Source organism: Lysinibacillus fusiformis (assembly GCF_002845985.1).
In the GTDB taxonomy this organism is placed as follows: domain Bacteria; phylum Bacillota; class Bacilli; order Bacillales_A; family Planococcaceae; genus Lysinibacillus; species Lysinibacillus fusiformis_D.
In genome coordinates, this window is the sequence record NZ_PDFK01000005.1 from 34,616 (window position 1) to 56,638 (window position 22,023).

The 22,023-nt window shown below is 35.2% G+C and carries 21 protein-coding genes and 1 riboswitch; of the genes, 19 read left to right on the plus strand and 2 right to left on the minus strand.

The window, feature by feature from the left end:
- Positions 1 to 152: 152 nt before the first annotated feature.
- A complete protein-coding gene (locus tag CRI88_RS16200) occupies positions 153 to 1,442 on the plus strand; it encodes an adenylosuccinate synthase (RefSeq protein ID WP_036119360.1) in 1,290 nt (429 codons plus the stop codon).
- A 49-nt stretch (positions 1,443 to 1,491) separates the two neighbouring features.
- Here CRI88_RS16200 and CRI88_RS16205 read toward each other — a convergent pair whose 3' ends face one another.
- Positions 1,492 to 2,331, minus strand: coding sequence for a YitT family protein (locus CRI88_RS16205; protein ID WP_445238358.1), 840 nt, complete (start codon positions 2,329 to 2,331; stop codon positions 1,492 to 1,494).
- A gap of 427 nt (positions 2,332 to 2,758) precedes the next feature.
- On the opposite strand from CRI88_RS16205, the gene CRI88_RS16210 reads away from it, so the two are divergent.
- From CRI88_RS16210 to CRI88_RS16295, 17 genes are all read left to right on the plus strand, one after another.
- Positions 2,759 to 4,222: a M23 family metallopeptidase gene (locus CRI88_RS16210; RefSeq protein WP_058844077.1), complete on the plus strand. Its 1,464-nt coding sequence runs from the start codon at positions 2,759 to 2,761 to the stop codon at positions 4,220 to 4,222.
- Between the two features lie 214 nt (positions 4,223 to 4,436).
- Complete coding sequence (yycF, locus tag CRI88_RS16215; RefSeq protein ID WP_036077923.1) at positions 4,437 to 5,150, plus strand: response regulator YycF; 714 nt, start codon at positions 4,437 to 4,439, stop codon at positions 5,148 to 5,150.
- A 5-nt stretch (positions 5,151 to 5,155) separates the two neighbouring features.
- Positions 5,156 to 7,021, plus strand: coding sequence for a cell wall metabolism sensor histidine kinase WalK (gene walK / locus CRI88_RS16220; protein ID WP_058844079.1), 1,866 nt, complete (start codon positions 5,156 to 5,158; stop codon positions 7,019 to 7,021).
- Positions 7,018 to 8,343, plus strand: coding sequence for a YycH family regulatory protein (locus tag CRI88_RS16225; RefSeq protein WP_170829855.1), 1,326 nt, complete (start codon positions 7,018 to 7,020; stop codon positions 8,341 to 8,343). The genes walK and CRI88_RS16225 overlap by 4 nt, the downstream gene beginning before the upstream one ends.
- Positions 8,330 to 9,151 carry a two-component system regulatory protein YycI gene (locus CRI88_RS16230; RefSeq protein WP_036119375.1) on the plus strand — a complete coding sequence of 274 codons (822 nt, stop codon included), beginning with the start codon at positions 8,330 to 8,332 and terminating at the stop codon, positions 9,149 to 9,151. Before CRI88_RS16225 ends, CRI88_RS16230 begins: the two co-directional genes overlap by 14 nt.
- Positions 9,151 to 9,939 (plus strand): MBL fold metallo-hydrolase, encoded by a 789-nt coding sequence (locus tag CRI88_RS16235; protein WP_036119378.1) that lies wholly within the window; start codon positions 9,151 to 9,153, stop codon positions 9,937 to 9,939. Before CRI88_RS16230 ends, CRI88_RS16235 begins: the two co-directional genes overlap by 1 nt.
- A 166-nt stretch (positions 9,940 to 10,105) precedes the next feature.
- On the plus strand, positions 10,106 to 11,404 hold the full coding sequence (locus CRI88_RS16240) for a S1C family serine protease (RefSeq protein WP_058844081.1): 1,299 nt from the start codon (positions 10,106 to 10,108) through the stop codon (positions 11,402 to 11,404).
- Positions 11,405 to 11,648: 244 nt separating this feature from the next.
- Positions 11,649 to 11,813 (plus strand): CxxH/CxxC protein, encoded by a 165-nt coding sequence (locus CRI88_RS16245; protein WP_082673719.1) that lies wholly within the window; start codon positions 11,649 to 11,651, stop codon positions 11,811 to 11,813.
- A 90-nt stretch (positions 11,814 to 11,903) separates the two neighbouring features.
- A complete protein-coding gene (rlmH, locus tag CRI88_RS16250; RefSeq protein WP_036119387.1) occupies positions 11,904 to 12,383 on the plus strand; it encodes a 23S rRNA (pseudouridine(1915)-N(3))-methyltransferase RlmH in 480 nt (159 codons plus the stop codon).
- Between the two features lie 73 nt (positions 12,384 to 12,456).
- Positions 12,457 to 13,902 carry a hypothetical protein gene (locus CRI88_RS16255; protein ID WP_051891595.1) on the plus strand — a complete coding sequence of 482 codons (1,446 nt, stop codon included), beginning with the start codon at positions 12,457 to 12,459 and terminating at the stop codon, positions 13,900 to 13,902.
- Between the two features lie 416 nt (positions 13,903 to 14,318).
- Entirely contained in the window at positions 14,319 to 14,924 is a 606-nt protein-coding gene (locus CRI88_RS16260; protein WP_036119390.1) for a hypothetical protein, read from the plus strand.
- 14 nt (positions 14,925 to 14,938) lie between these two features.
- On the plus strand, positions 14,939 to 15,955 hold the full coding sequence (locus CRI88_RS16265) for a DUF262 domain-containing protein (protein WP_036119393.1): 1,017 nt from the start codon (positions 14,939 to 14,941) through the stop codon (positions 15,953 to 15,955).
- Positions 15,956 to 16,166: 211 nt separating this feature from the next.
- Positions 16,167 to 16,213: riboswitch (PreQ1 riboswitch) on the plus strand.
- 127 nt (positions 16,214 to 16,340) lie between these two features.
- The gene (gene queF, locus CRI88_RS16275) at positions 16,341 to 16,841 is read left to right on the plus strand and encodes a preQ(1) synthase (protein WP_036119398.1); all 501 of its coding nucleotides are present in this window, start codon (positions 16,341 to 16,343) and stop codon (positions 16,839 to 16,841) included.
- Positions 16,842 to 16,960: 119 nt separating this feature from the next.
- Positions 16,961 to 17,620: a 7-cyano-7-deazaguanine synthase QueC gene (queC, locus tag CRI88_RS16280; protein WP_101966854.1), complete on the plus strand. Its 660-nt coding sequence runs from the start codon at positions 16,961 to 16,963 to the stop codon at positions 17,618 to 17,620.
- A gap of 3 nt (positions 17,621 to 17,623) precedes the next feature.
- Entirely contained in the window at positions 17,624 to 18,097 is a 474-nt protein-coding gene (queD, locus tag CRI88_RS16285; RefSeq protein WP_101966855.1) for a 6-carboxytetrahydropterin synthase QueD, read from the plus strand.
- Positions 18,090 to 18,818, plus strand: a complete 729-nt coding sequence (gene queE, locus CRI88_RS16290; RefSeq protein WP_101966856.1) for a 7-carboxy-7-deazaguanine synthase QueE — start codon at positions 18,090 to 18,092, stop codon at positions 18,816 to 18,818. Before queD ends, queE begins: the two co-directional genes overlap by 8 nt.
- A 41-nt stretch (positions 18,819 to 18,859) precedes the next feature.
- Complete coding sequence (locus CRI88_RS16295) at positions 18,860 to 19,399, plus strand: VUT family protein (protein ID WP_101966857.1); 540 nt, start codon at positions 18,860 to 18,862, stop codon at positions 19,397 to 19,399.
- 156 nt (positions 19,400 to 19,555) lie between these two features.
- On the opposite strand, the gene CRI88_RS16300 is transcribed toward CRI88_RS16295, so the two are convergent.
- A complete protein-coding gene (locus tag CRI88_RS16300) occupies positions 19,556 to 20,746 on the minus strand; it encodes an MFS transporter (protein WP_101966858.1) in 1,191 nt (396 codons plus the stop codon).
- 355 nt (positions 20,747 to 21,101) lie between these two features.
- On the opposite strand from CRI88_RS16300, the gene CRI88_RS16305 reads away from it, so the two are divergent.
- Positions 21,102 to 21,914: an MBL fold metallo-hydrolase gene (locus CRI88_RS16305; protein ID WP_058844085.1), complete on the plus strand. Its 813-nt coding sequence runs from the start codon at positions 21,102 to 21,104 to the stop codon at positions 21,912 to 21,914.
- The last annotated feature ends 109 nt before the right edge of the window (positions 21,915 to 22,023 follow it).

Genomic DNA, 22,023 nt, shown 5'->3' on the forward strand with positions numbered 1-22,023 from the left:
ATTCTGTTATTAAACACGAACGTTGAATCGGATTTTTTGATTTTATGTTCGTGTTTTTTCACTGTTTTTTATTGACGGGGCGTTTCTATCATTGTTACAATGATTGAGGCTTGAAAATTGAGATACAAAGGTATCTAACGGAGGTGCTGATTATGACATCAGTAGTAGTTGTAGGAACACAGTGGGGAGACGAAGGGAAAGGTAAAATTACAGATTTCCTTTCGCAAAAAGCCGATGCAATCGCTCGCTTTGCAGGTGGAGATAATGCAGGACATACCATTAAAATTGATGGTGAAACATACAAACTACATTTAATTCCATCAGGGATCTTCTATAAAGAAAAAACTTCAGTAATTGGTAATGGATTAGTTGTCAATCCAAAGTCATTAGTAACAGAGCTTAAAGGTTTACAGGAGCGCGGCATTAATACAGATAATCTACGTATTTCTAATCGTGCACATGTTATTTTGCCTTATCATATTAAGCAAGATATTGCAGATGAAGAAAGTCGTGGCGATAATAAAATCGGCACAACTTGTAAAGGGATTGGACCTTGCTATCAAGATAAAGTAGCGCGTATTGGAATCCGTATGGCTGATTTACTTGATAAGGAAATCTTTGAAGAAAAACTACGTCATAATTTAGCCATTAAAAATAAATTATTTGAGAAATTCTATGAAGTTGAAGGCGTAACATTCGAAGAAATTTTTGAGGAATACTATGGCTATGGACAAGAAATCGCAAAATATGTAGCAGATACATCTAAAATCTTAAATGATGTCCTTGATGAAGGCGGCAAAGTGTTGTTTGAAGGTGCACAAGGAATTTTACTTGATGTCGATCAAGGTACGTATCCATATGTAACATCTTCAAATCCAGTTGCAGGTGGTGTAGCGATTGGAGCAGGTGTTGGTCCATCACGTGTGACAAGTGTTATTGGCGTATCGAAGGCCTATACATCTCGTGTAGGAGATGGTCCTTTCCCAACAGAATTATTTGATGAAGTGGGTCAACAAATTCGTGAGGTTGGTCGCGAATACGGTACAACAACAGGTCGTCCACGTCGTGTAGGTTGGTTCGATACAGTCGTTGTTCGTCACTCACGTCGTGTAAGTGGAATTACACATCTTGCACTTAACTCTATTGACGTTTTATCTGGTTTAGAAACAGTAAAAATCTGTACAGCATATAACTATAAAGGTGAAACAATTACGGAGTATCCAGCAAATCTTCATATTATTGAACAATGTGAGCCGATCTATGAAGAGCTTCCAGGCTGGTCAGAGGATGTAACGAGCTGCCGCACTTTAGAAGAGCTACCTGAAAACGCACGACGCTATGTAGAGCGCATCAGTGAGTTAACTGGCATTCAAATTGCTACTTTCTCAGTGGGACCTGCTCGTGAGCAAACAAATGTTTTAGTGGATGTTTGGGAAGCCTAATAAAGTAAAATAAATTGAAATGGGCGTGCCATATGAGGTACGCCCATTTTTAGTGAATATCCCTTTTCTTAAAGCGACCGCCTTTTACCTCGGCGATATTACCGATGGCTAAAAATGCATTGTCATCAATTTCTGCAACAATTGATTTTAACTTCGCTTCTTCTAAACGAGTAATAACGGTAAAGATGACTTTCTTATCGTTCCCCGTATAAGCCCCCTCCCCATGAAGGAAGGTAACACCACGACCAAGTCGATCCATAATCGTTTGTCCAATTTCATCAATGTCATCACTTATGATATAAACCGATTTTGATTCTTCTAATCCTTGAATAACAATATCAATCATTTTATAGGCAATATAGTATGCAATGATGGAGTACATGGCTTGCTCCCAATTAAAAACAAAACCTGCCACTGCAAAAATAATGACGTTGAAGATCATAATGATTTCCCCGACTGAAAACGGTGTCTTGCTATTAAATAAGATGGCTAATATTTCAGTTCCATCCAATGAACCACCATAACGAATGACAATACCGACACCAACGCCTAAAATCATTCCACCAAAAACTGTAGCCAATAGTGTGTCTTCCGTAAATGGATGTATGTTATGTAAGGCAAGTGTTGCTAACGAGAGTACAGTAATACCGAGCCCTGTAGAAATAGCAAAGGTTTTCCCAATTTGTTTATAGCCTAAAAAAATAAAAGGTAAGTTTAAAATGAAGATGAAAATACCAAGGGGTAGATTTAATAAATGAGATGTGATAATGGAAACGCCTACGATGCCTCCATCCATGATGTGGTTAGGTACTAAAAATAGCTCCAAGCCCAATGCCATTATTATTGCACCTAGCGGAACCATAATAATCCTAAGAAAAATTTTACGCATATTATTTTTCTGCAGTCTCAACATTTTTGTTGAGATCTCAGAGGTTTGTGAATCACTCAATTTAATCGCTCCAATCAAATAATGTATTTTCTTTTATAGTTTATCGGAATATTAAAAAAGTAAAAAGTATTAAGTCGAAATTCACTTGAAAAAATTTAGAGATTAATATACCAATGGCTCAATATAGTTTATTTTATCCTTCTATAGGCAGGTGTTTTTTATAACCTAATATATGAATAAAAATACAGTAATTACTAACTATATAAAATTTATTCTATGTAACAATTAGTAGATAAATAATACATTTACATTACAAAAGGGTGAAATCATTCAAACGCCATTTTCTTTATGGTAAATTATAAGGGTGCAAAAAATCCTTGTGGGTAAATCATCCTACTATAGGGTAAAGTTGGAAGGGGCTTTATTGATGAATTCGTTTTGGAAAAGAAAAGAAGAAAACAATAGATTCACCTACAATTTTTCTTCTTTTAAAAAGGCTTCAATCGTTGCAGTTTTAATGACCAGCCTAACGATTAATATGGGTTTTGCTAAGGAATATAATAAAGAAAACTTAAATAAAATTTTCCACGTTTATGTGGGAAATGAATATATTGGTGCAGTATCTGATGAGAAAGCTATTCAAGAAATTATTGCCTCAAAGGAAAAAGTAGCGAGTCAGCAATTCAAAGGATTATCGATTGATGCTAGTTCAGCTGTTAAAATAATCCCGGAGCAAGTATTTGCGAATGAAACAAAAGATGCGGAAACGTTATCCAAACTTGAGCAATCTTTAGTAGCAAAATCCGATGCTTTTACATTATTAGTTGATCATAAACCGGTTGTATCATTAGAGAATACAGAGGCTTATGAAAAGACTGTCCAATTGTTAAAGCTACAATATGTTTCTCAGCAAGAATTAGATAAACTTGCTGAAACCCAGCAAGCTATTAACAATTTACCTGAATTACAAAATGGTGAATCTCGTCTATTAGATATTTCGTTTAAACAGGGAGTTTCGGGATTGTCGCAAAAAGTTACACCGACTGAAATTGTATCGCCTGAGCAAGCGGTAAAATATTTAATGACAGGCTATCTTGAGCAAGAGACATATAACATTCAATCAGGTGATGTGTTAGGGTCGGTTGCTAAAAAACACAATTTAACAACAAGCGAACTATTAGCATTGAATCCTGACATTACAGTGGATACAGTTTTACAAATTGGACAAGCACTAAATGTTACAGTGGCAAAACCGTTTGTAACACTTGAAGTGAAAAAGGAAAAGAAAGTTGCAGATGAAATTCCATTTAAAAAAGTGGTCAAAGAAGACCCTACAATGTATAAAGGCGAAAAAGTAATTAAACAAGAAGGCGCTAATGGAAAAAAAGAAACAACCTATGCATTAACGTCTGAAAATGGAGCACAAACTTCAAAAGTTGCATTAGCAGAAAAGGTTATTCAACAACCAGTAGATCAAATTGAAGTAGTTGGTACAAAGGTAATTTCTTCACGAGGAACTGGTGAATTTGCATGGCCAGCAGTAGGAGGCTATATTTCAAGTGGCATGGGTGAACGTTGGGGAGCCTTCCATCGAGGTATAGATATCGCTCGTCCAAGTAACTACAATATTTTAGCTGCTGATAATGGCGTAGTTGTTGCAGCTGGTACTTCAGGCAGCTATGGTAATCGCATTGTTATCAATCACAATAATGGCTATACGACACTTTATGGGCACCTATCTTCAATTAATGTTGAAGTGGGCCAAGTAGTGGAAAAGGGTTCTGTAATTGGAATAATGGGTTCTACTGGAAATTCGACAGGTACACATTTACACTTTGAAGTTGAAAAGAACGGTTCATTAGAGAATCCGTTATCTTATGTAGGTCGATAAACATGTGGAATAGAAGGCAGTCCAAATGGTGGGCTGTCTTTTTTCAATTATTTCCCGAGAAATAATTGTTGGAATATATCATTTTCTGTCACAGTATAAGATGGATTGAATATCGATTAATGCATAGAACTCGAAAGCATGATAGAGTTAAGAGTAGTGAATTTACAAATACACATTGTTTAAGAATAGATAAAAAGCGAAAGGGAGAGAATGAATGAACAAAACCATTTTAGTTGTTGACGATGAAAAACCAATCGCAGATATTTTGCAATTTAATTTGATAAAAGAAGGCTATAAAGTTATTTGTGCTTATGATGGTGATGAGGCATTAAAAAAAGTAGAGGAAGAGCAACCAGATTTAATGCTTTTAGATATCATGCTACCAAAGCGCGATGGAATGGAAGTGTGTAGAGAAGTACGTAAAAAATACGATTTCCCTATTATTATGCTAACTGCTAAGGGCTCTGAGATTGATAAAGTATTAGGATTAGAGATGGGCGCAGATGATTATGTCACAAAGCCATTTAGTACACGAGAGCTGATTGCACGTGTGAAGGCTAATATGCGCCGTCTACAAGTTGTTGCTCCTGCAGCAGAAGAGGCTGAGGAAGAGTCTAATGAGATTGTTGTGGGATCTCTTGTTATCCAACCAGATGCTTATTTAGTAATGAAGCGTGATGAAGCAATTGAACTGACACATCGTGAATTTGAATTACTTCATTATTTAGGAAAACATATTGGTCAGGTCATGACACGAGAGCACCTACTACAAACAGTATGGGGCTATGATTACTTTGGTGATGTACGAACAGTTGACGTAACAATTCGTCGTTTACGGGAAAAAATTGAGGATAATCCTAGTCATCCCGCTTGGATCGTCACACGACGTGGTGTAGGTTATTATTTACGAAATCCTGAACAGGAGTAATAGGAATGCAGAAAGTGAGCTTCTTTAAATCCATTCATGTCAAACTAGTGCTGATTTATATTTTATTAATATTGCTTGCCTTACAAATTATCGGTATCTATTTCGCTCGTGAATTAGAACGAAATTTGAAGAGCAACTTCCAAGATTCCATTTTTCAGCGTGTCGACTTGATGCAATATAGTATTCGTGAAGAAATATTAAAGGAACGCGATGAAAGCATGCCTAAATTAGAAGAAAGTCTAAAATCCATTGTGATGGAGTTTTCTACTGGTTTAAAGGATGTTTCGAATGGAGATATTTTAGAAATTCGTGTTATTGATGATAGACAAAGAATTCTTGCCACATCGGAGCTTGAAAATCAAAATTTAATCGGACAACGTTCTAATACGGATCTAGTGCGTCGAGCCATATCTGCTGAAACACTCTTTGACATCATTAAACTAGACAATAAAACGAGAAATCGAGTGTGGGTATTAGCGAATCCGATTAGAGCTGGTGCAGGACCAGACGATGAAATTATCGGTGTTCTCTATATTGAAGCTAATATTGAATCCGTTTTTGAACAAATGAATGACATTAACCGAATTTTCCTTGGTGGTACGGCTATGTCCTTAGTTATTACCATCTTCTTAGGTATTCTTGTTGCACGAACGATTACACAGCCAATTGCTGATATGCGAAAGCAGGCTCAGGCGATGGCAAAGGGGAACTATTCTCGGAAAGTACGAGTATACGGTACGGATGAAATAGGACAGCTAGCCATTACCTTTAATCATTTAACCAATCGTTTACAAGAAGCACAATCGACAACAGAAGCCGAACGTCGAAAGCTAGATTCGGTTCTGACTAATATGACAGATGGCGTTATCGCGACCGATCGCAAAGGACGTATAATTCTGATTAATGACCCTGCACTAGAATTACTGCATATTTCAAGAGATATTACATTAGGGCGTCCTATCGCCTCTGTATTGGGAATTGATCAGGAATATGGCTTTGAAGACTTAATTCATATGAATGATGCGATCAATTTAAACTTTAGTACAGCCGATGCACCTTATATACTTCGTGCTAATTTCTCTGTTATTCAAAAAGAGACTGGTTTTATTAACGGTCTAATTACTGTACTACACGATATAACAGAGCAGGAAAAGATTGAAATGGATCGTCGAGAATTTGTATCGAATGTATCACATGAGTTAAGAACGCCGTTAACAACGATGAATAGTTATTTAGAGGCACTAGCAGATGGGGCATGGAAAGATGAAAATATTGCTCCGACATTTTTAAATGTGACACAAACCGAAACAGAGCGAATGATTCGTCTAGTGAATGATTTATTACAATTATCAAGAATGGATAGTTCGGATTATGAGTTGAATAAAGATATTGTGTTATTCAATTCATTCTTTAACCGTATTATCGACCGATTTGAAATGTCTAAATCGGATAAAGTCCAGTTTGAACGATTATTCCCTGAAACATCCTTCTATGTAGAAATTGATACGGATAAGGTGACACAAGTCATCGATAATATCATTTCGAATGCCATTAAATATTCACCAGATGGCGGTAATATTCGCTTTGGCTTTACTGGACAAGAGGACATGCTGAAGGTCATGATTTCTGATGATGGCATGGGTATTCCTAAAGAAAATGTAGGGCGTATTTTCGATCGTTTCTATCGTGTGGATCGTGCACGTGCTCGTTCTATGGGAGGAACAGGTTTAGGATTAGCTATTGCGCGGGAAATGATTGAAGCTCACGGTGGGAAGATTTGGGCTGAAAGTGAGGAAGGACACGGTACAACGATTTTCTTCACATTACCATATGATGCAGATGAATTTGGTGAGGCAGGTGAGTGGGAATGAAATATATAGAGCCAGTTAAATCTGTTGTATTATTTCTACTTGTCATGTTAAGTGTGGTCTTAACTTTTTTGATTTGGACCTACACACCTGATTATAAATTTATTGAAAAAACAACAGGAGAGGAAATTCTCATTAAGCCACAAAAGGATATGGAGGATATTATTCGTCCGTATAAGGCTATTTTCCGTTCCGATGAAGAATTTACAGGTACAGTATCTAATGCTGCAATGAAAGATATGATGAAGACTTTTAAAGGCTGGAATATTCTTGACCTAGTACCTGTTAACAATAATCTATCTCCAAACTATGTGAATCAAATTATTAGTGCAGATAATCGGATGACCATCTTCTTTACTGGTGAAATTCCGTTTTCAGCCTTTAATACGATCTTTCAGTTTACGGACAAGGAATTACCCGAAACAACGTTCAATCGTATGATTATCGATTGGAGTAATTATAATAGCAAGGATCTAATGCTTTATTATATTAGCAGCAATAACCAATCATTATTCCGTTCACATGTCAGTGTGCCAAACGTAAATCAGTTTATCAAAGAAGTCATAGAGCCTGCGAAAAAATATGAAGCTTTTAAAGAAGTTGAGCGCGAAGGCCAGACATCTCTTTATGTAGCTAGTAATAAAATGGAATCTGTAAAATTTACGTACTATATTGAAGAAATCACACCAGAATTATTTAAAAATGTGTTATTCCCAGAACCAAATATTGTCCAGCGTAATGTTGAAAGTGCATCCTCTGAAAAATATACAGATGGTATGTCCTTAATGACATTAGATACAAATCTCAAATCATTAAACTATGTTTATCCAGCGGCAGAAAGCAGTATACGAATTGAGCCATCGAAGCTTCTTAAAGATAGCTTTGAATTTATCAATGAACATGGAGGATTTACAGCAGATTTTCGTTATGCTTCAACGAGCATCAATAAAAATCAAATGGATTATCAATTATACTTACAAGGTTTACCTGTCTATAGCAATCATGTCATTACTCGAATGACGACAATTTGGGGAGATAGCCGGATTTTCCATTATAAGCGTCCATACTTTTCATTAGATATGGATATTGAAGCAGAGAAGGAAATTAAAGAACTACCTTCTGGTACAGAGATTGCTGAGAGATTAAAAAATGCTAATAACATTGCCTTATCAGATATTGAGGAACTTGTATTGGGCTATTATTTAACGCAAAATCAAGAACTGAATATCTTTACATTTGAACCTTGTTGGTTTGTTATTCGTAATGGTACATGGATTAAACTGACGCCTGAAGTTTTAGGAGGTGTTAAAAATGGATTGGAATAGAACAAAATCTATTTTTATATTCGTTTTTTTAATTCTCAACATCTTCTTATATACACTTTATGTAAATCGCTATAATGAAGCAAAAGATATTGAAGTACCTGGTGAAAAAACGATCGAAGCTCGTTTAAAAGATGATAATATTACGTATGGCTCATTACCAAATAATATTGAATCGGCCTCTTATATTACAGCCCAAGTACATAAATTCACAAAGGCTGAATTTAAAGATACTAATCAACAGGTCACCCCTACGGATGACAATACAAAGGCTCGTGCTATTTTCATGAAGCCTGTTAAATTACGTAATGTGAATGATGATGCAAGCTTTACAGATTTTGTTCTAGCCAATGTCAATGAAGGAGCATCGTATGCTTTATGGAAAATAGATCGAGAAGAACGCGTCGCTGTTTTTTTCCAAAAGACGAATAATCGAATGTTCTATTATAATGGTTCATTAAAAATAAAATGGAATACAAATGACGAAGTAATAATGTATGAACAAACAATGATTGATAATATTGAAGAAATGGAGCAGCAGGAAACGGTTATTCCACCACTTCAAATTATTCAAACATTGTATGCAAAAGGACCGCTCAAACCAGACTCGCGCATTACACAAATGAAGTTAGGTTACTCCACGCTCGTTAAATTAACGCGTACACAGGTACTGGTGCCAACGTGGGAGGTTCAAGTGAAATTACCTGATGGAGGAAAAGAGGAGTACTTTGTCAATGCAGTAGAAGGTAAAGTCATTGAAATCCAGGAGGACAAGCAGGAGAGCGGAGAAGAAGACTGGGGAGTTGAATAATGCGATTTAGTGTTTTAGCAAGTGGCAGTACAGGAAATTCGATTTATGTAGAGAATGACGACCATGCTTTTATTGTCGATGCGGGACTTAGTGGGAAAAAGATGGAGCAGCTCTTTACAAAAATCGACCGTAATATGAAGCAGCTTAGTGGCATTTTTGTTACACATGAGCATAGTGATCATATTAAGGGAATTGGTGTACTGGCACGAAAATATAGTGTACCAATTTATGCAAACGCCAAAACATGGCAGGCAATGGATGGGCTAGTTGGTGATATTCCTGTAGAACAGCGTTTTGAATTTGAAATGGATACAGTGAAGTATTTTGGTTCTTTAGCTGTTGAGTCCTTTGCCGTTTCACATGATGCAGCAGATCCAATGTTCTACACTTTCCATGAGAATGATCGCAAGCTGGTCATTATTACAGATACCGGCTATGTCAGTGATCGTATGAAAGGGATTATCCGTGGAGCAGATTCCTTTGTTTTTGAAAGTAATCATGATGTCAACATGCTTCAAATGGGACGTTATCCTTGGTCCATTAAACGTCGTATATTAAGTGATGTAGGACATGTGTCTAATGAGGATGCAGCTATCGCAATGAGTGAAGTTGTATTTGATAAGACGACCAATATTTATCTTTCGCATTTAAGTAAAGATAATAATATGAAAGAGTTGGCACGCATGAGTGTCTCTCAAACTTTGCAATCTTGTGGCATCCTTGTCGGTGAGCATGTTCATCTCTTTGATACAGATGCAGAAGAACCAACAAAATTAGTCACGGTTTAATCATAAGCTATTTAGGCAAAACTTGGAGCTGTTCAAGGCATTTAAAAAAATGCTTTGGGCAGCTATTTTTATGCCCATTTTATTTGTTTTTCATCTGATTTTAATGTTTGAATTGTAAGATTAGGGTAACAATTAACAAATAGCACTAAAGGAAAGGATGAGGAACTTGAGTTATTTCCAAGATGATGATAAAAACAGTGATTTCTTAAAAAATGATGAAGTACCGAAATCACCTCTTCAAGAAAGATTAGAGCGTGAGGAGCAAGAAATGCAAGCCAAGCGGCATAAAAAGAAAGGCGGTGCCGGAGGAAAGGGAGGCTATTTCTTTAGTGGTCTTATCGGTGTGATTATAGGTGCTTTACTTGTATGGCTTATGTTACCTGGACTAGTCAATCAAATGCCTGGGACAACATCAAGTGGTACAGGAAAAAATAACACAACGATTAACCAAGTTGCGACAGAGATAACAACCGATGTGACATCCGCAGTAGATAAAGCTTCAGCAGCCGTTGTGGGTATTACGAATATTCAAGAAATAACGAGTGGAGGTTTTTGGAGTCCACCATCAACAACGACAAAAGAAGCAGGAAGCGGTTCAGGTGTTGTTTATAAAATTGAAGGAGATAAAGCCTTTATCGTCACAAACAACCATGTGATTGAAGGTGCAAAACAGTTAGAGGTCACAATGCCAGACGGAACGAAAGAACCAGCTCAATTAGTAGGTCATGATGTTTGGACAGACCTTGCTGTTATTTCTATTAGCGCTAAAAATGTAAAAACAGTTGCGACATTCGGTAATTCTGATGTATTAAAACAAGGCGAAACAGTTATTGCAATTGGGAATCCCCTTGGCTTAGATTTCTACGGCTCAGTTACAACAGGTGTAGTTTCTGGGAAAGACCGTTCTGTACCAGTAGACTTAAATGGTGATGGTACGGAAGATTGGCAACAAGAAGTATTACAAACAGATGCTGCGATTAACCCAGGAAATAGTGGTGGAGCCCTTGTCAACTTAGCTGGAGAATTAGTAGGGATTAACTCCATGAAAATCGCTCAATCCTCCGTGGAAGGTTTAGGATTCTCTATTCCCATTAATTCAGCTATTCCAATTATCGAGGAATTAGAGAAAAATGGTGAAATGAAACGTCCAACAATGGGAGTGTCACTAGCAGATCTAACAGATGTCCCATCATTCTATCAGCAACAAACATTAAAATTACCTGCAGAGGTGACAACAGGTGTTGTTGTAACAGATGTCATGAATAACTCAGCTGCATCAAAAGCAGGTGTTCAACAATATGATGTTATTGTGGAAATGGATGGTCAAAAGATCGAAACAACTATTGATTTACGCAAGCATTTATATAATGAGAAAAAAATTGGTGATAAACTAACATTAAAAGTTTACCGTCAAGGTAAATTAGTCGAGCTATCACTAACATTAACAAACGGTAATACATTGTAAAGAATATGAAGAGCGATGGAGATCTAACAATTCTCCATCGTTTTTTTTGCGAGGATGAAGAAAGGCTTTTATGAAATATTGTGGATAACTAGAAAATTGTGAATACTATTTCTGTACAAGTAAACGTGAGAAGAAGGCACTTCTTCCATACATGCCATTCCTTTGTTACAATAGGTTGTGGATAACATAGACTGATTTGTGAATAAGTTTGTGGAAATTTCGGAAAATAAGGAGACGTAAAAAAATGGAAAAATACAGCTGTGAAAGCCATATAGAACACGCTTTAGACATGTTTGTAGCAGAGCAAAAAGTGTTCCCAATTATGGATAAAATCAAAGAGGATAAAAAGTTATCCACAAAGTGTAGCTACTGTGAACAGCCAGCAGAATATATTGTATCAAGTAAATAACTTTACACAATATATAGAAGTGACTTGTGGATATGTTGATAACTTTTGTGGATAATTTGTTTGTAAATGAATTGTAAAGGTGGATAACGTGTGAATATAACGATTGTATCAGTCGGCAAACTAAAAGAAAAGTACTTAAAAATGGGCATCGATGAGTACGTAAAGCGACTTGGCGGCTATGCAAAAATGGATTTGATTGAAGTACCAGACGAAAAGGCACCTGAACAACTAAGTGAAGCCGAAATGGACATCGTCAAGAAAAAGGAGGGCGAACGCATACTAGCCAAAATAAGCCCAGATGCCTACGTCATCGCCCTAGCCATCAACGGCAAAATGAAAACCTCCGAACAAATGGCAGCCGATATCGAATCCCTCATGACCTACGGCAAAAGCAAAATCACCTTCGTCATCGGCGGCTCCCTCGGCCTACATGATGACGTGCTAAAACGTTCTGATGAACAACAATCTTTCGGTAAAATGACGCTCCCTCACCAGCTCATGAAGCTCGTGCTAGTCGAGCAGGTTTATCGTAGTTTTAGGATTATGAAGGGTGAACCGTATCATAAGTAAGTGAGGTTTTTGTAGAAATATGTAAAAACATGGGATGATGGCTAATAGAGTTCTTGTTACGAGGGGGATGAATATGGAACGTGATATACGTTTAAAAATTATAGATTTGAATCTGGGTTTTAAAATACTAAAGAAATTTGAAGATAATTGGATTTATATAAAGATGGTTTCACATACTTCTAAAAATTCGAGTAATTGTGCCTATTTTAAATTTAAACTGAAAGATTTCATACTTTTAGATGATGATATATTCTTTCATGGAAATGAAGATGAGGATAGGCTGTATTTAAACAAAAGTGGAATTGTTCAAACTGAATGTTCCCCTGAAGAAGATGAAATTCTTTTTAAAATAACGTCCTCCGATGGAATTATAGAGGTATTTATAAAAAAATACCTCCCTATCTTAAATGTTAGATTAGATGAGTTAACTAATTCGAGAAAAAATATAATTATTACAGAAGGGCACACAGATTGGAGACACTTAAAATATGCTTTAAAAAAACTAAAAACAAAGGGAATGTTTGAAAGTTTAGATATTGGATTTTTTGAACCTGATAAAAAAACTGAGATAAATAACAATAAATTAAAAACAGTTCGTGATTATCATGCCTTATTAGAGAATGAGTATTGTAAAATATTTATTTTCGATAGAGATGCTGATGATATTAATAGGGAATTTGGAGATGCGGAGTGGCTATGTCATGGGAATAATGTATATTCTATGTTATTGCCAATACCAGAGCATCGTAAAGATACACCACATATTAGTATCGAACATTATTATTTCGATAAGGATTTATTTAGAGAAGATAGTAATGGAAGAAGACTATATATGGTAAAAGAATTTGATAAAATTACAAAAAAACATCTACTAATCCCTCATTTATATGCACTTAAAATAAATAAAGATTCTAGTGATATAGGTATCTTAGATTATAAAATTATGAAGTATGAAAAACAAGATGCAGACTTATCCAAAGTAGCTAAAGACGGAAAAAATATTGCATTAAGTAAAACTAATTTTATTAAACATATTGAAAATGGAGAATTTAAGGGGGCAAATGTAGCGGCATTTTCATCAGTCTTCATGCTGATTGAAGATATATTACAAGATTATATACAAAACAAAACTGGAGGAATAGAGATAAGTACGGGTGTATATTTGGAGAAATATCCTACAGGACTAAGTGCATTATCTTTATTCGCAGAGGTTCCAGAAGAACTATTAACCCTTTATAAAAGTGCAAATTTAGTGTCTGTTGGACCCGAAGTATTAAAAAATCATAATACATTGATATTAAAAATAGCAGCTTTGATTAATGGAGAATTGCATCAAATTATACAATTTCCTATAGATATTACTCCTGATTTAGTGGATTTTATAATGAAAAAAAATAAGAATAGATTTAATCGTATAGAACTTCATTTATTTAGCCTTAATCGAGAAATGAGTTCTTCAAGAGAAATATTAAGAGATGATATCTCTGGAACTGTTCTATTAAGAGCGCTAAATTTGTAAAAAAAATTCGTTAGACGAATAGGTGTTTTTAAACAAAAAAGTAAAATAAAGATTTTTTGGATTTGGCGAGTAGATTTAATGTTTTAACGATAGTATTTTATGAGAGGATATGTAGATTATAAGAGATGAACGTGCTCTAAATTATGGGAAAATGGACTTGGCTATAAAGTTCTGCAATTCATTAGACCCTATGTTTACGAAAGAATACTTCAAGAATCTATAGAATGTCCTCGAAACCTCACTTAGTCACATCACGCCATAAGTAAAGGCGGTTTTTAAAAGAAAAAGATGTTTTAAAATGGGAATTATAGAATCAAATAAACTAGAAAATTTAAGCGTACAAGGTAAATAAATTAAAATGTATTATAATAAATAAAGACTAGCATCATATATGTGAGAATAAAGAAGGTGAATAAGTGAATACTGTAAAGGAGTTTGATGAAATTTTGCTTTCTATGCAATTACCACAAGACAGAATTGAATTTATCAGAAAATATTTTTTTCATGGAACACCATATGTTTTTAAAAATAAAGAAAATGAGTATTTTGATTTTAGAAATAAAATTTCAAAGCAGTTTAATATAAATTTTCATGAAGTTTTTATTGTAGGTTCAGCCAAGTTTGGTTTTAGTTATATAAAGAAGACAGAGTTTAGCTATGAATCAGATATTGATGTTGTATTGGTTAATGAAAAATTATTTGATTATTATTTTGAAAAGATATGTGATTATCAATACGAGATTGATAGAAATAATAAATCGATAACTCTAAATGAAAAAAATAAGTATGAGCGATTTCTACAATATATGGTTAAAGGATGGATGCGACCAGATTTATTACCAATATCTTTTCAAGTTGATTTGTTAAAGAATGATTGGTTTGAATTTTTTTCTTCAATATCTTATGGGAAATCTGAAGTGGGGAATTATAAAGTAGCTGGTGGTTTATATAGAAATTATAAATATTTAGAAAAATATTACAAGATAGGGATGGAAAACTATTATTCCAAATTAACTATGTAAAAGGAGAAAAAATATTGGTAAAACAAATTTTAGCCTCACCAAGCACAAAAAAGATATCTGAATTATACACTAGATTATCTGGTGAAAATCCGACCTTAATACTACAACCTGAATTTCAAAGAAAATTTGTATGGAATGATGAGCATAAAGAAAAATTTATTGAAACGTTATTAAAAGGTATGCCTATACCTGAAATTTATATTGCTCAATCGGGCATAGATGTAGAAAAAATTGAAACTCAAGAAGTAGTTGTTGATGGTCAACAAAGATTAAGTACAATACTTCAGTATATTAATGAAAAGGAAGATTCTAAAGTTTTTGGTAATATTGTTAAAAAATTCAAAGAATTAAATGCAGAAACTGAACGAAGAGATTTTCTTAACTATAATGTAGTAATTAGAGATTTAGGAGATATTAATCCAGAAGAAATTATAGAAATATTTAAAAGAATAAACTTAACTAGATACTCACTGACGGATATTGAATTACAAAATGCGATATATAATGGAGAATTTATTTCGGCTGCAAAAGAAATATTAGAAACTATAACAATTCAAGACCTACCTTTTTTAACAGATTCAAAATTAACTCGTATGGAAGATTTACATTATCTATTATTGATTTTATCTACTCTTGTAAGAGGAGGATATTTTAGCAGAGATGTTGAGGTAGAAAAATGCATCATCGAATTTAATAATGAATTTCCAAATAAAGAAGAGTATCAAGAAAAAATTAATTTAGTATTTAGTTTTATTCAAAATTTATCTTTAGATATTGATTCAATTTGGTTAAGAAAATCTAATTATTTTACATTATTTATTGAATTGTACAATCGATATGAATCATTAGATATAGATTCTCTAAAAGGAAGATTATTAAAGTTTGAAAATGATATTTTGAAAAATAAAAATGCTGGTAAGGATACTAATGATTATGGCAGATATTACTCCTATATGTATTCTGGAACTAATAGTAGACAAGCTAGAGTTGTAAGAGCTGAGCTATTAGGAAAGTATGTTTTTGATAATTAAAACCTCACTTACCCACATCACGGAGAACCGTACCATAAATAAGTGCGACGGTTCTAAAGAAAATATAAAAATCCGATTCTAAATCCTTTGAGTCAACTCTTTAGTAATGCTTTCAAACCACACTCCATACAGAAAGATTTTTTAAAAAAATCTATTTGACGTTCTGTATTATTTTTTGTACGATATTGAAGAAAAGAATGCCCGGACTAGAACGGGAGAGGTTCATAGCGGATACCCTCTATAAAAAACTATGGAAACATGACAATAATGCCATGTCCATATTGGACGTGGCTTTTTTTTATGTGTTTACTTATGTTTTAAATAGAATGCTTGGTGATGCCTCTCTTGAAAAGTGTTGGGAAACATTTTACAAGGAGGTTTTTTTATGTCTGGCCGAAGTCATGAAGAAGGATTAAAGGATTTAACCCTATTAGGTAATCAAGGTACAAAGTATTCCTATGATTATGCACCTGAGGTATTGGAGGCTGTAGATAATCTGCATGCCAATCGAGATTATTTCGTTAAATTTAATTGTCCAGAGTTTACTAGTTTATGCCCGCTTACACATCAGCCTGATTTTGCTACGATGTACATTTCGTATATCCCAGATAAAAAAATTGTTGAAAGTAAATCACTAAAGTTGTATTTATTCAGTTTTAGAAATCACGGTGATTTCCATGAAGATTGCGTTAATATCATTATGAATGACTTAATTGCATTGCTTGATCCACGATATATTGAGGTTTGGGGGAAGTTTACGCCACGTGGGGGTATTTCGATCGATCCATGGTGTAACTATGGGAAGCCAGGAACGAAATACGAGGAAATTGCCAATTATCGTTTAATGAATCATGATCTTAATCCAGAAAAAATTGATAATCGATAAATGAAGATTTGAATAGTTATATCAAGAAAGAGGTTTTTAGCTACCCTCTTAAAAAAACTAAGAAGAAAGCAGCACTTTTTCTTAGAGTGCTGTTTTTTCGATATAAGGGAGTTTTATAGATGAAGCAGGAAAAAGCAATTGTTGTATTTAGTGGAGGTCAGGACAGTACAACTTGTTTGTTTTGGGCAAGGGAACGTTTTAAAGAGGTTGAGGCAGTCACTTTTGATTATGGTCAAAGGCATCGTCTTGAAATTGAATGTGCAAAAGAGATAGCGAGTGAACTTGGAATCAAGCATCATACTCTTGATATGTCACTCCTAAACCAACTTGCTCCGAATGCTTTGACACGACAAGATATTACAGTAGAAGACGGAGATAATGGTGAGCTGCCATCGACTTTTGTGCCTGGTCGTAATCTTCTCTTTCTTTCATTTGCTGGTGTTTTAGCGAGTCAAGTAGGAGCTAAGCATATCGTGACGGGTGTTTGTGAAACAGATTTTAGCGGATATCCAGATTGCCGAGACGTTTTTATTAAATCCTTGAATGTAACGTTAAATTTATCGATGGATGATTCCTTTGTAATTGATACACCGTTAATGTGGCTGAATAAGGCGCAGACTTGGGAGCTTGCTGATCGTTTTGGGGCATTGGACTTTGTTCGAGAACGAACGTTGACTTGCTATAACGGTGTCATAGCTGATGGTTGCGGTGAATGCCCAGCATGTAAACTGCGAAACAAAGGGCTTGATGAGTATTTGCGTTATAGGAAGGAGTCTTAAGGTATGTCAGATTTTAGAATCGTCGAGAGGCTCCAAAAAATAGATGTCGATATTCAAAGAAATCAATTGAACTATCATGCAAAGCGCGTTCTTGTAAGCAAAGAATTTACCTTTGATGCTGCTCATCATTTACATCATTATGAGGGAAAATGTAAAAACCTACATGGTCATACCTATCGTGTAGTATTGGGATTGAGTGGCTACACAGATGAACGCGGTTTGATGATTGATTTTGGCGATATAAAAAAAATATGGAAACGAAAAATAGAGATTCATTTGGATCATCGTTATTTAAATGAAACGCTTCCACCCATGAATACGACGGCAGAAAACATTGTAGTTTGGATTTATGAAAAGTTGGCAGAGGCATTGCTTGATGAACCAAGCTATAGCGGTGCATGTGTAGAGTTTATTAGGTTATATGAAACTCCGACAAGCTATGCAGAGGCGAGACGGGAGTGGATGGAAGGTGAGTAAGGTACCTGTTATCGAAATCTTTGGACCAACAATTCAAGGTGAGGGAATGGTCGTTGGTCAGAAGACAATGTTTGTGAGAACTGCAGGTTGTGATTATTCCTGTTCTTGGTGTGATTCATTGTTTACTTGGGATGGCAGTGGAAAGCATCTGATTGTCCAAATGACAGCGGAAGAGATTTGGACTGAGTTGAAACGTCTTGGAGGCAATGGCTTCTCATTTGTCACGATTTCAGGCGGCAATCCTGCACTCACCCCACATTTAGCTGAGCTCATTGCCATTTTAAAAGAAAACAACATAAGAATTGGGGTGGAAACACAGGGAAGTAGGTGGCAAAAATGGATGCATGAGATTGATGAACTGACCATTTCTCCAAAGCCACCTAGTTCTGGAATGACCACGGACTATTCAGTGCTCTCATATATCTTCGAAAAACTTAAAAATCAAAACAGCAATCACCATATATCTCTTAAAATAGTCGTTTTTAATCAAGAGGATTACGATTATGCTAAACAAATTCACCATCGATATCCAATGATTCCTTTTTATCTTCAAGTCGGTAATGATGATCTCATGACAACGGACAATTCACAATTAATTATGCATTTATTGGATAAATATCATGCACTGATTGATAGAGTGATGAAGGATGAAGAATTAAGAGATGTTAAAGTACTACCACAGTTACATGCCCTTGTTTGGGGAAATAAAAGAGGCGTATAGTGTGCCATTACAAAAATGTTTTTAAATTGAGGAGTAGTAGTATGAGAATATTGTTTTATTTATTATCTATTGTCATCGCTAATGTAGTAACGGCAGCATTTGCGCCATTGCACTTCGGTATGTTTATTGTTCCAATGGGGACGTTTTTAATTGGGGCAACCTTTATTTTTCGGGACCTTGTACAAAATAAATATGGTAGAGCAAAGACGTATTTATTTATTATTACAGCTTTAATTTTATCAGCAGTAGTGTCATTCCTACTGGGGGATACACTTTTGATTGTGGTAGCGTCAGCACTATCATTTGTTGTCGCTGAAACAGCTGATACAGAAATCTATACTCGATTAAAATTACCAATGGCTTGGCGTGTGTTCTACAGTGGTCTTGTTGGAGGATTTTTGGATTCTGCAATTTTCGTAGTAATCGGCTTGAGTCCACTTGGAGCTAATATATTACCTTGGGAAGCCGTACCAGCCGCCATTTTCGGACAAATTGTTGTGAAGACAATTATTCAAATGTTTGGCGCAATGATTTTAAATCAAGTTGGTACAATGAAAGAAAAACATCTAACTACAGGATAACTCGTTGAAAACATTGATTAGGCATATTCCACAAGAGATGCCGTTCATTTTGACGAGACAGAGCTATAAGTAAAACAGGCAGATTCGCTTTATAATGCGAATCTGCCTAGTTTAATTTTAAAGGTCTTAATGCATTTTCAATTGTTTCTATCATTTTTATGCTGATTTCTCTAGTTTTTGATCTAAATGATGACTAAGAAAAGTTAGGAAACTTGCACAGACGGCAACAATCCCACCGACCCATGTAACATTCATTAAATTTCCCTGATGATAGACAATTCCCCCTAATGCAGAACCAAAAGCGATACCTACGTTACTTGCTACGGGCATAAGTGAAGCAGCCAATCCTTTCGCACTGGGTTGGTAAATTTCAGCGAGGTCTATTAAATAAAGCTGAGTAGATGTTGTTAAGAGGATAGCCATTAATGACATTAAGCCAATATTGACCAGCCCTAAAATAAAATGATTTGTAGTCCAAAATAAACTTGTCAGAACAATAGCCTGCACAAGAAAAACAAAGCGAAGGCGACCGATAGCATTATGACTGGCAATTTTACTGGCGAGGATATTGCTGAAAATGGAAATAAACCCATAACCAAATAAGATTAGACTAATAGAATTATTTGGTGCTCCCATTCCCTTCAAAATAGGAACAAGGTACGTAAAGACAGCGTAAGTGGCCCCAAATCCTAGAGCAGGAATGAAAAAAGCCATTAAAATACGCGGCTTGATCATTAAAGAAAACTGATCCCGTATCGAGCTACGTACTTGGCTGAGTTGATTAGGTAAGACAAAAAAGGATGCCAAAAAAGCCAAACCACCTAGAAAGGTTGTTAACATGAAAGTGGCATTCCAACCATACCAGTCTGCGATTACAATACCAATTGGCACTCCAACGACATTTGCTAGTGTGAAACCACCAAAAACGAATGATATAGCAAGTCCGCGTTTGTTTATCGGCATGGTTTCGCTTGCAACAATCATGGCTAGAGAGATTAATACTCCTGTTACAATCGCTGTCATAATACGAAGTACAAGGAGCATGATGTAGCTCGTTGAAATGACGCAAAAAGCATTGAGGACGATGAAAGCAAGGATCAAAAACAACATCCATTTACGCTTTGGAAAATGACTTGTTGCTGACATCACTAGTGGTGTGGCAATAGCAAATGTAATGGCAAATGCAGAAACGAGTGTGCCTGCTTTTGCATTAGTCATTTGAAGGCTTGAGGAAATATCAGTTAAGATTCCGACTATAACAAATTCGCTTGTCCCTAGTACAAATGTCAATAACGTAAGTGTTAAAATGAGTAACCAATGTCGCTTGGATAATTGTGAGTTGTGCATAGATACCTCTTTCTAAGATGAATATAAATGTGTAGTAGATAAACAACCTAAACATCATATCATAAAATATTTTAGCGAGAAAAAATCTTTCTAGATTAAATCGGAATGAATGGATTCCCAAAATCGACAAAACTACAGAGAAATCGCATTCTGTTGCTAATCCTAAAAGGATATCAATAAAGATGCTTTTGTATTAAATATGTACATAAAGAATAATTCCTAGTACCTTCCACTTTTCCTTAAAGAAGGAATTTACTGATTTTGCTCGAACTCTATAAATAAGAAATTCCTGTTCAAAATCTAAAATACTCACTTAAAGATGCTCCCTTTTAAAAGGGGAAAAGGAAGGTTTATGATGATTCAATTCCAAAAAGATAATATTACTGTTTTTCAAAGTGCATTGTATATGACTACTTCGGCTATCATTCAAACGAATGAAGCGATAATTATGACAGATCCTAATTGGTTACCTAGCGAAATTGAAGAGATTCAGGCTTACATAAACAACATGGAAGGTGATAAGCAACTATATATTATTTACACTCATAGCGATTTTGACCATATTATTGGTTCAGGGGCCTTTCCAGGAACAAAGGTAATTGCATCTAAACAATTTGATAAAAATCCGAACAAAGCAAAAAGCATTCAAAAAATCCAACAATTTGATCAAAGTTATTATATACAGAGGAGCTATTCCCCTGTATATCCAACAGTAGATATTGTCGTTTCAGAGGATGGGCAAACATTAGAGTTAGATTCGATAACTATGACATTTTATCAAGCACCTGGTCATACGGATGATGGTTTATTTACAGTGATAGAGCCGTATGGGCTATTTCTTTCGGGAGATTACTTGTCAGATATTGAGTTTCCTTTCATTTTTAGCAGTTATAAAGACTATGTCAATACTATTCGTAAAGCTGAAGATATTTTACTGCATCATCAAATAACAACCCATATACCAGGACACGGAACGACAACACAGAACCAACAAGAAATCCAAAAAAGGATTCATTTTTCTAAACATTACTTAGCACAGCTTCCGCAGGATAACGAAGCGTTAGAGAAATGTTTAAGGGAAGAGTATTCGTTTTTTGAAGGAATGAAAAGCATTCATATTGACAATAAAAAGATGGTCAATAAAGAATGTTCAGAAGAGAATCTGTAGTCAATAATCTTTTGAGATGTATTACAAGTAAAACAAAAAGGAGATTGGTTTAGTACCCATAGAAAAAACACCTCCACGTTGAATGTTTTGTATTTAATACCCGTTTTTC

Coding starts and splice junctions, on each gene's coding strand:
- CRI88_RS16200 (WP_036119360.1), top strand. CDS start 153: ATGACATCAGTAGTAGTTGTAGGAACACAGTGGGGAGACGAAGGGAAA.
- CRI88_RS16205 (WP_445238358.1), bottom strand. CDS start 2,331: ATGCGTAAAATTTTTCTTAGGATTATTATGGTTCCGCTAGGTGCAATA.
- CRI88_RS16210 (WP_058844077.1), top strand. CDS start 2,759: ATGAATTCGTTTTGGAAAAGAAAAGAAGAAAACAATAGATTCACCTAC.
- yycF (WP_036077923.1), top strand. CDS start 4,437: ATGAACAAAACCATTTTAGTTGTTGACGATGAAAAACCAATCGCAGAT.
- walK (WP_058844079.1), top strand. CDS start 5,156: ATGCAGAAAGTGAGCTTCTTTAAATCCATTCATGTCAAACTAGTGCTG.
- CRI88_RS16225 (WP_170829855.1), top strand. CDS start 7,018: ATGAAATATATAGAGCCAGTTAAATCTGTTGTATTATTTCTACTTGTC.
- CRI88_RS16230 (WP_036119375.1), top strand. CDS start 8,330: ATGGATTGGAATAGAACAAAATCTATTTTTATATTCGTTTTTTTAATT.
- CRI88_RS16235 (WP_036119378.1), top strand. CDS start 9,151: ATGCGATTTAGTGTTTTAGCAAGTGGCAGTACAGGAAATTCGATTTAT.
- CRI88_RS16245 (WP_082673719.1), top strand. CDS start 11,649: ATGGAAAAATACAGCTGTGAAAGCCATATAGAACACGCTTTAGACATG.
- CRI88_RS16255 (WP_051891595.1), top strand. CDS start 12,457: ATGGAACGTGATATACGTTTAAAAATTATAGATTTGAATCTGGGTTTT.
- queF (WP_036119398.1), top strand. CDS start 16,341: ATGTCTGGCCGAAGTCATGAAGAAGGATTAAAGGATTTAACCCTATTA.
- queC (WP_101966854.1), top strand. CDS start 16,961: ATGAAGCAGGAAAAAGCAATTGTTGTATTTAGTGGAGGTCAGGACAGT.
- queD (WP_101966855.1), top strand. CDS start 17,624: ATGTCAGATTTTAGAATCGTCGAGAGGCTCCAAAAAATAGATGTCGAT.
- CRI88_RS16295 (WP_101966857.1), top strand. CDS start 18,860: ATGAGAATATTGTTTTATTTATTATCTATTGTCATCGCTAATGTAGTA.
- CRI88_RS16300 (WP_101966858.1), bottom strand. CDS start 20,746: ATGCACAACTCACAATTATCCAAGCGACATTGGTTACTCATTTTAACA.
- CRI88_RS16305 (WP_058844085.1), top strand. CDS start 21,102: ATGATTCAATTCCAAAAAGATAATATTACTGTTTTTCAAAGTGCATTG.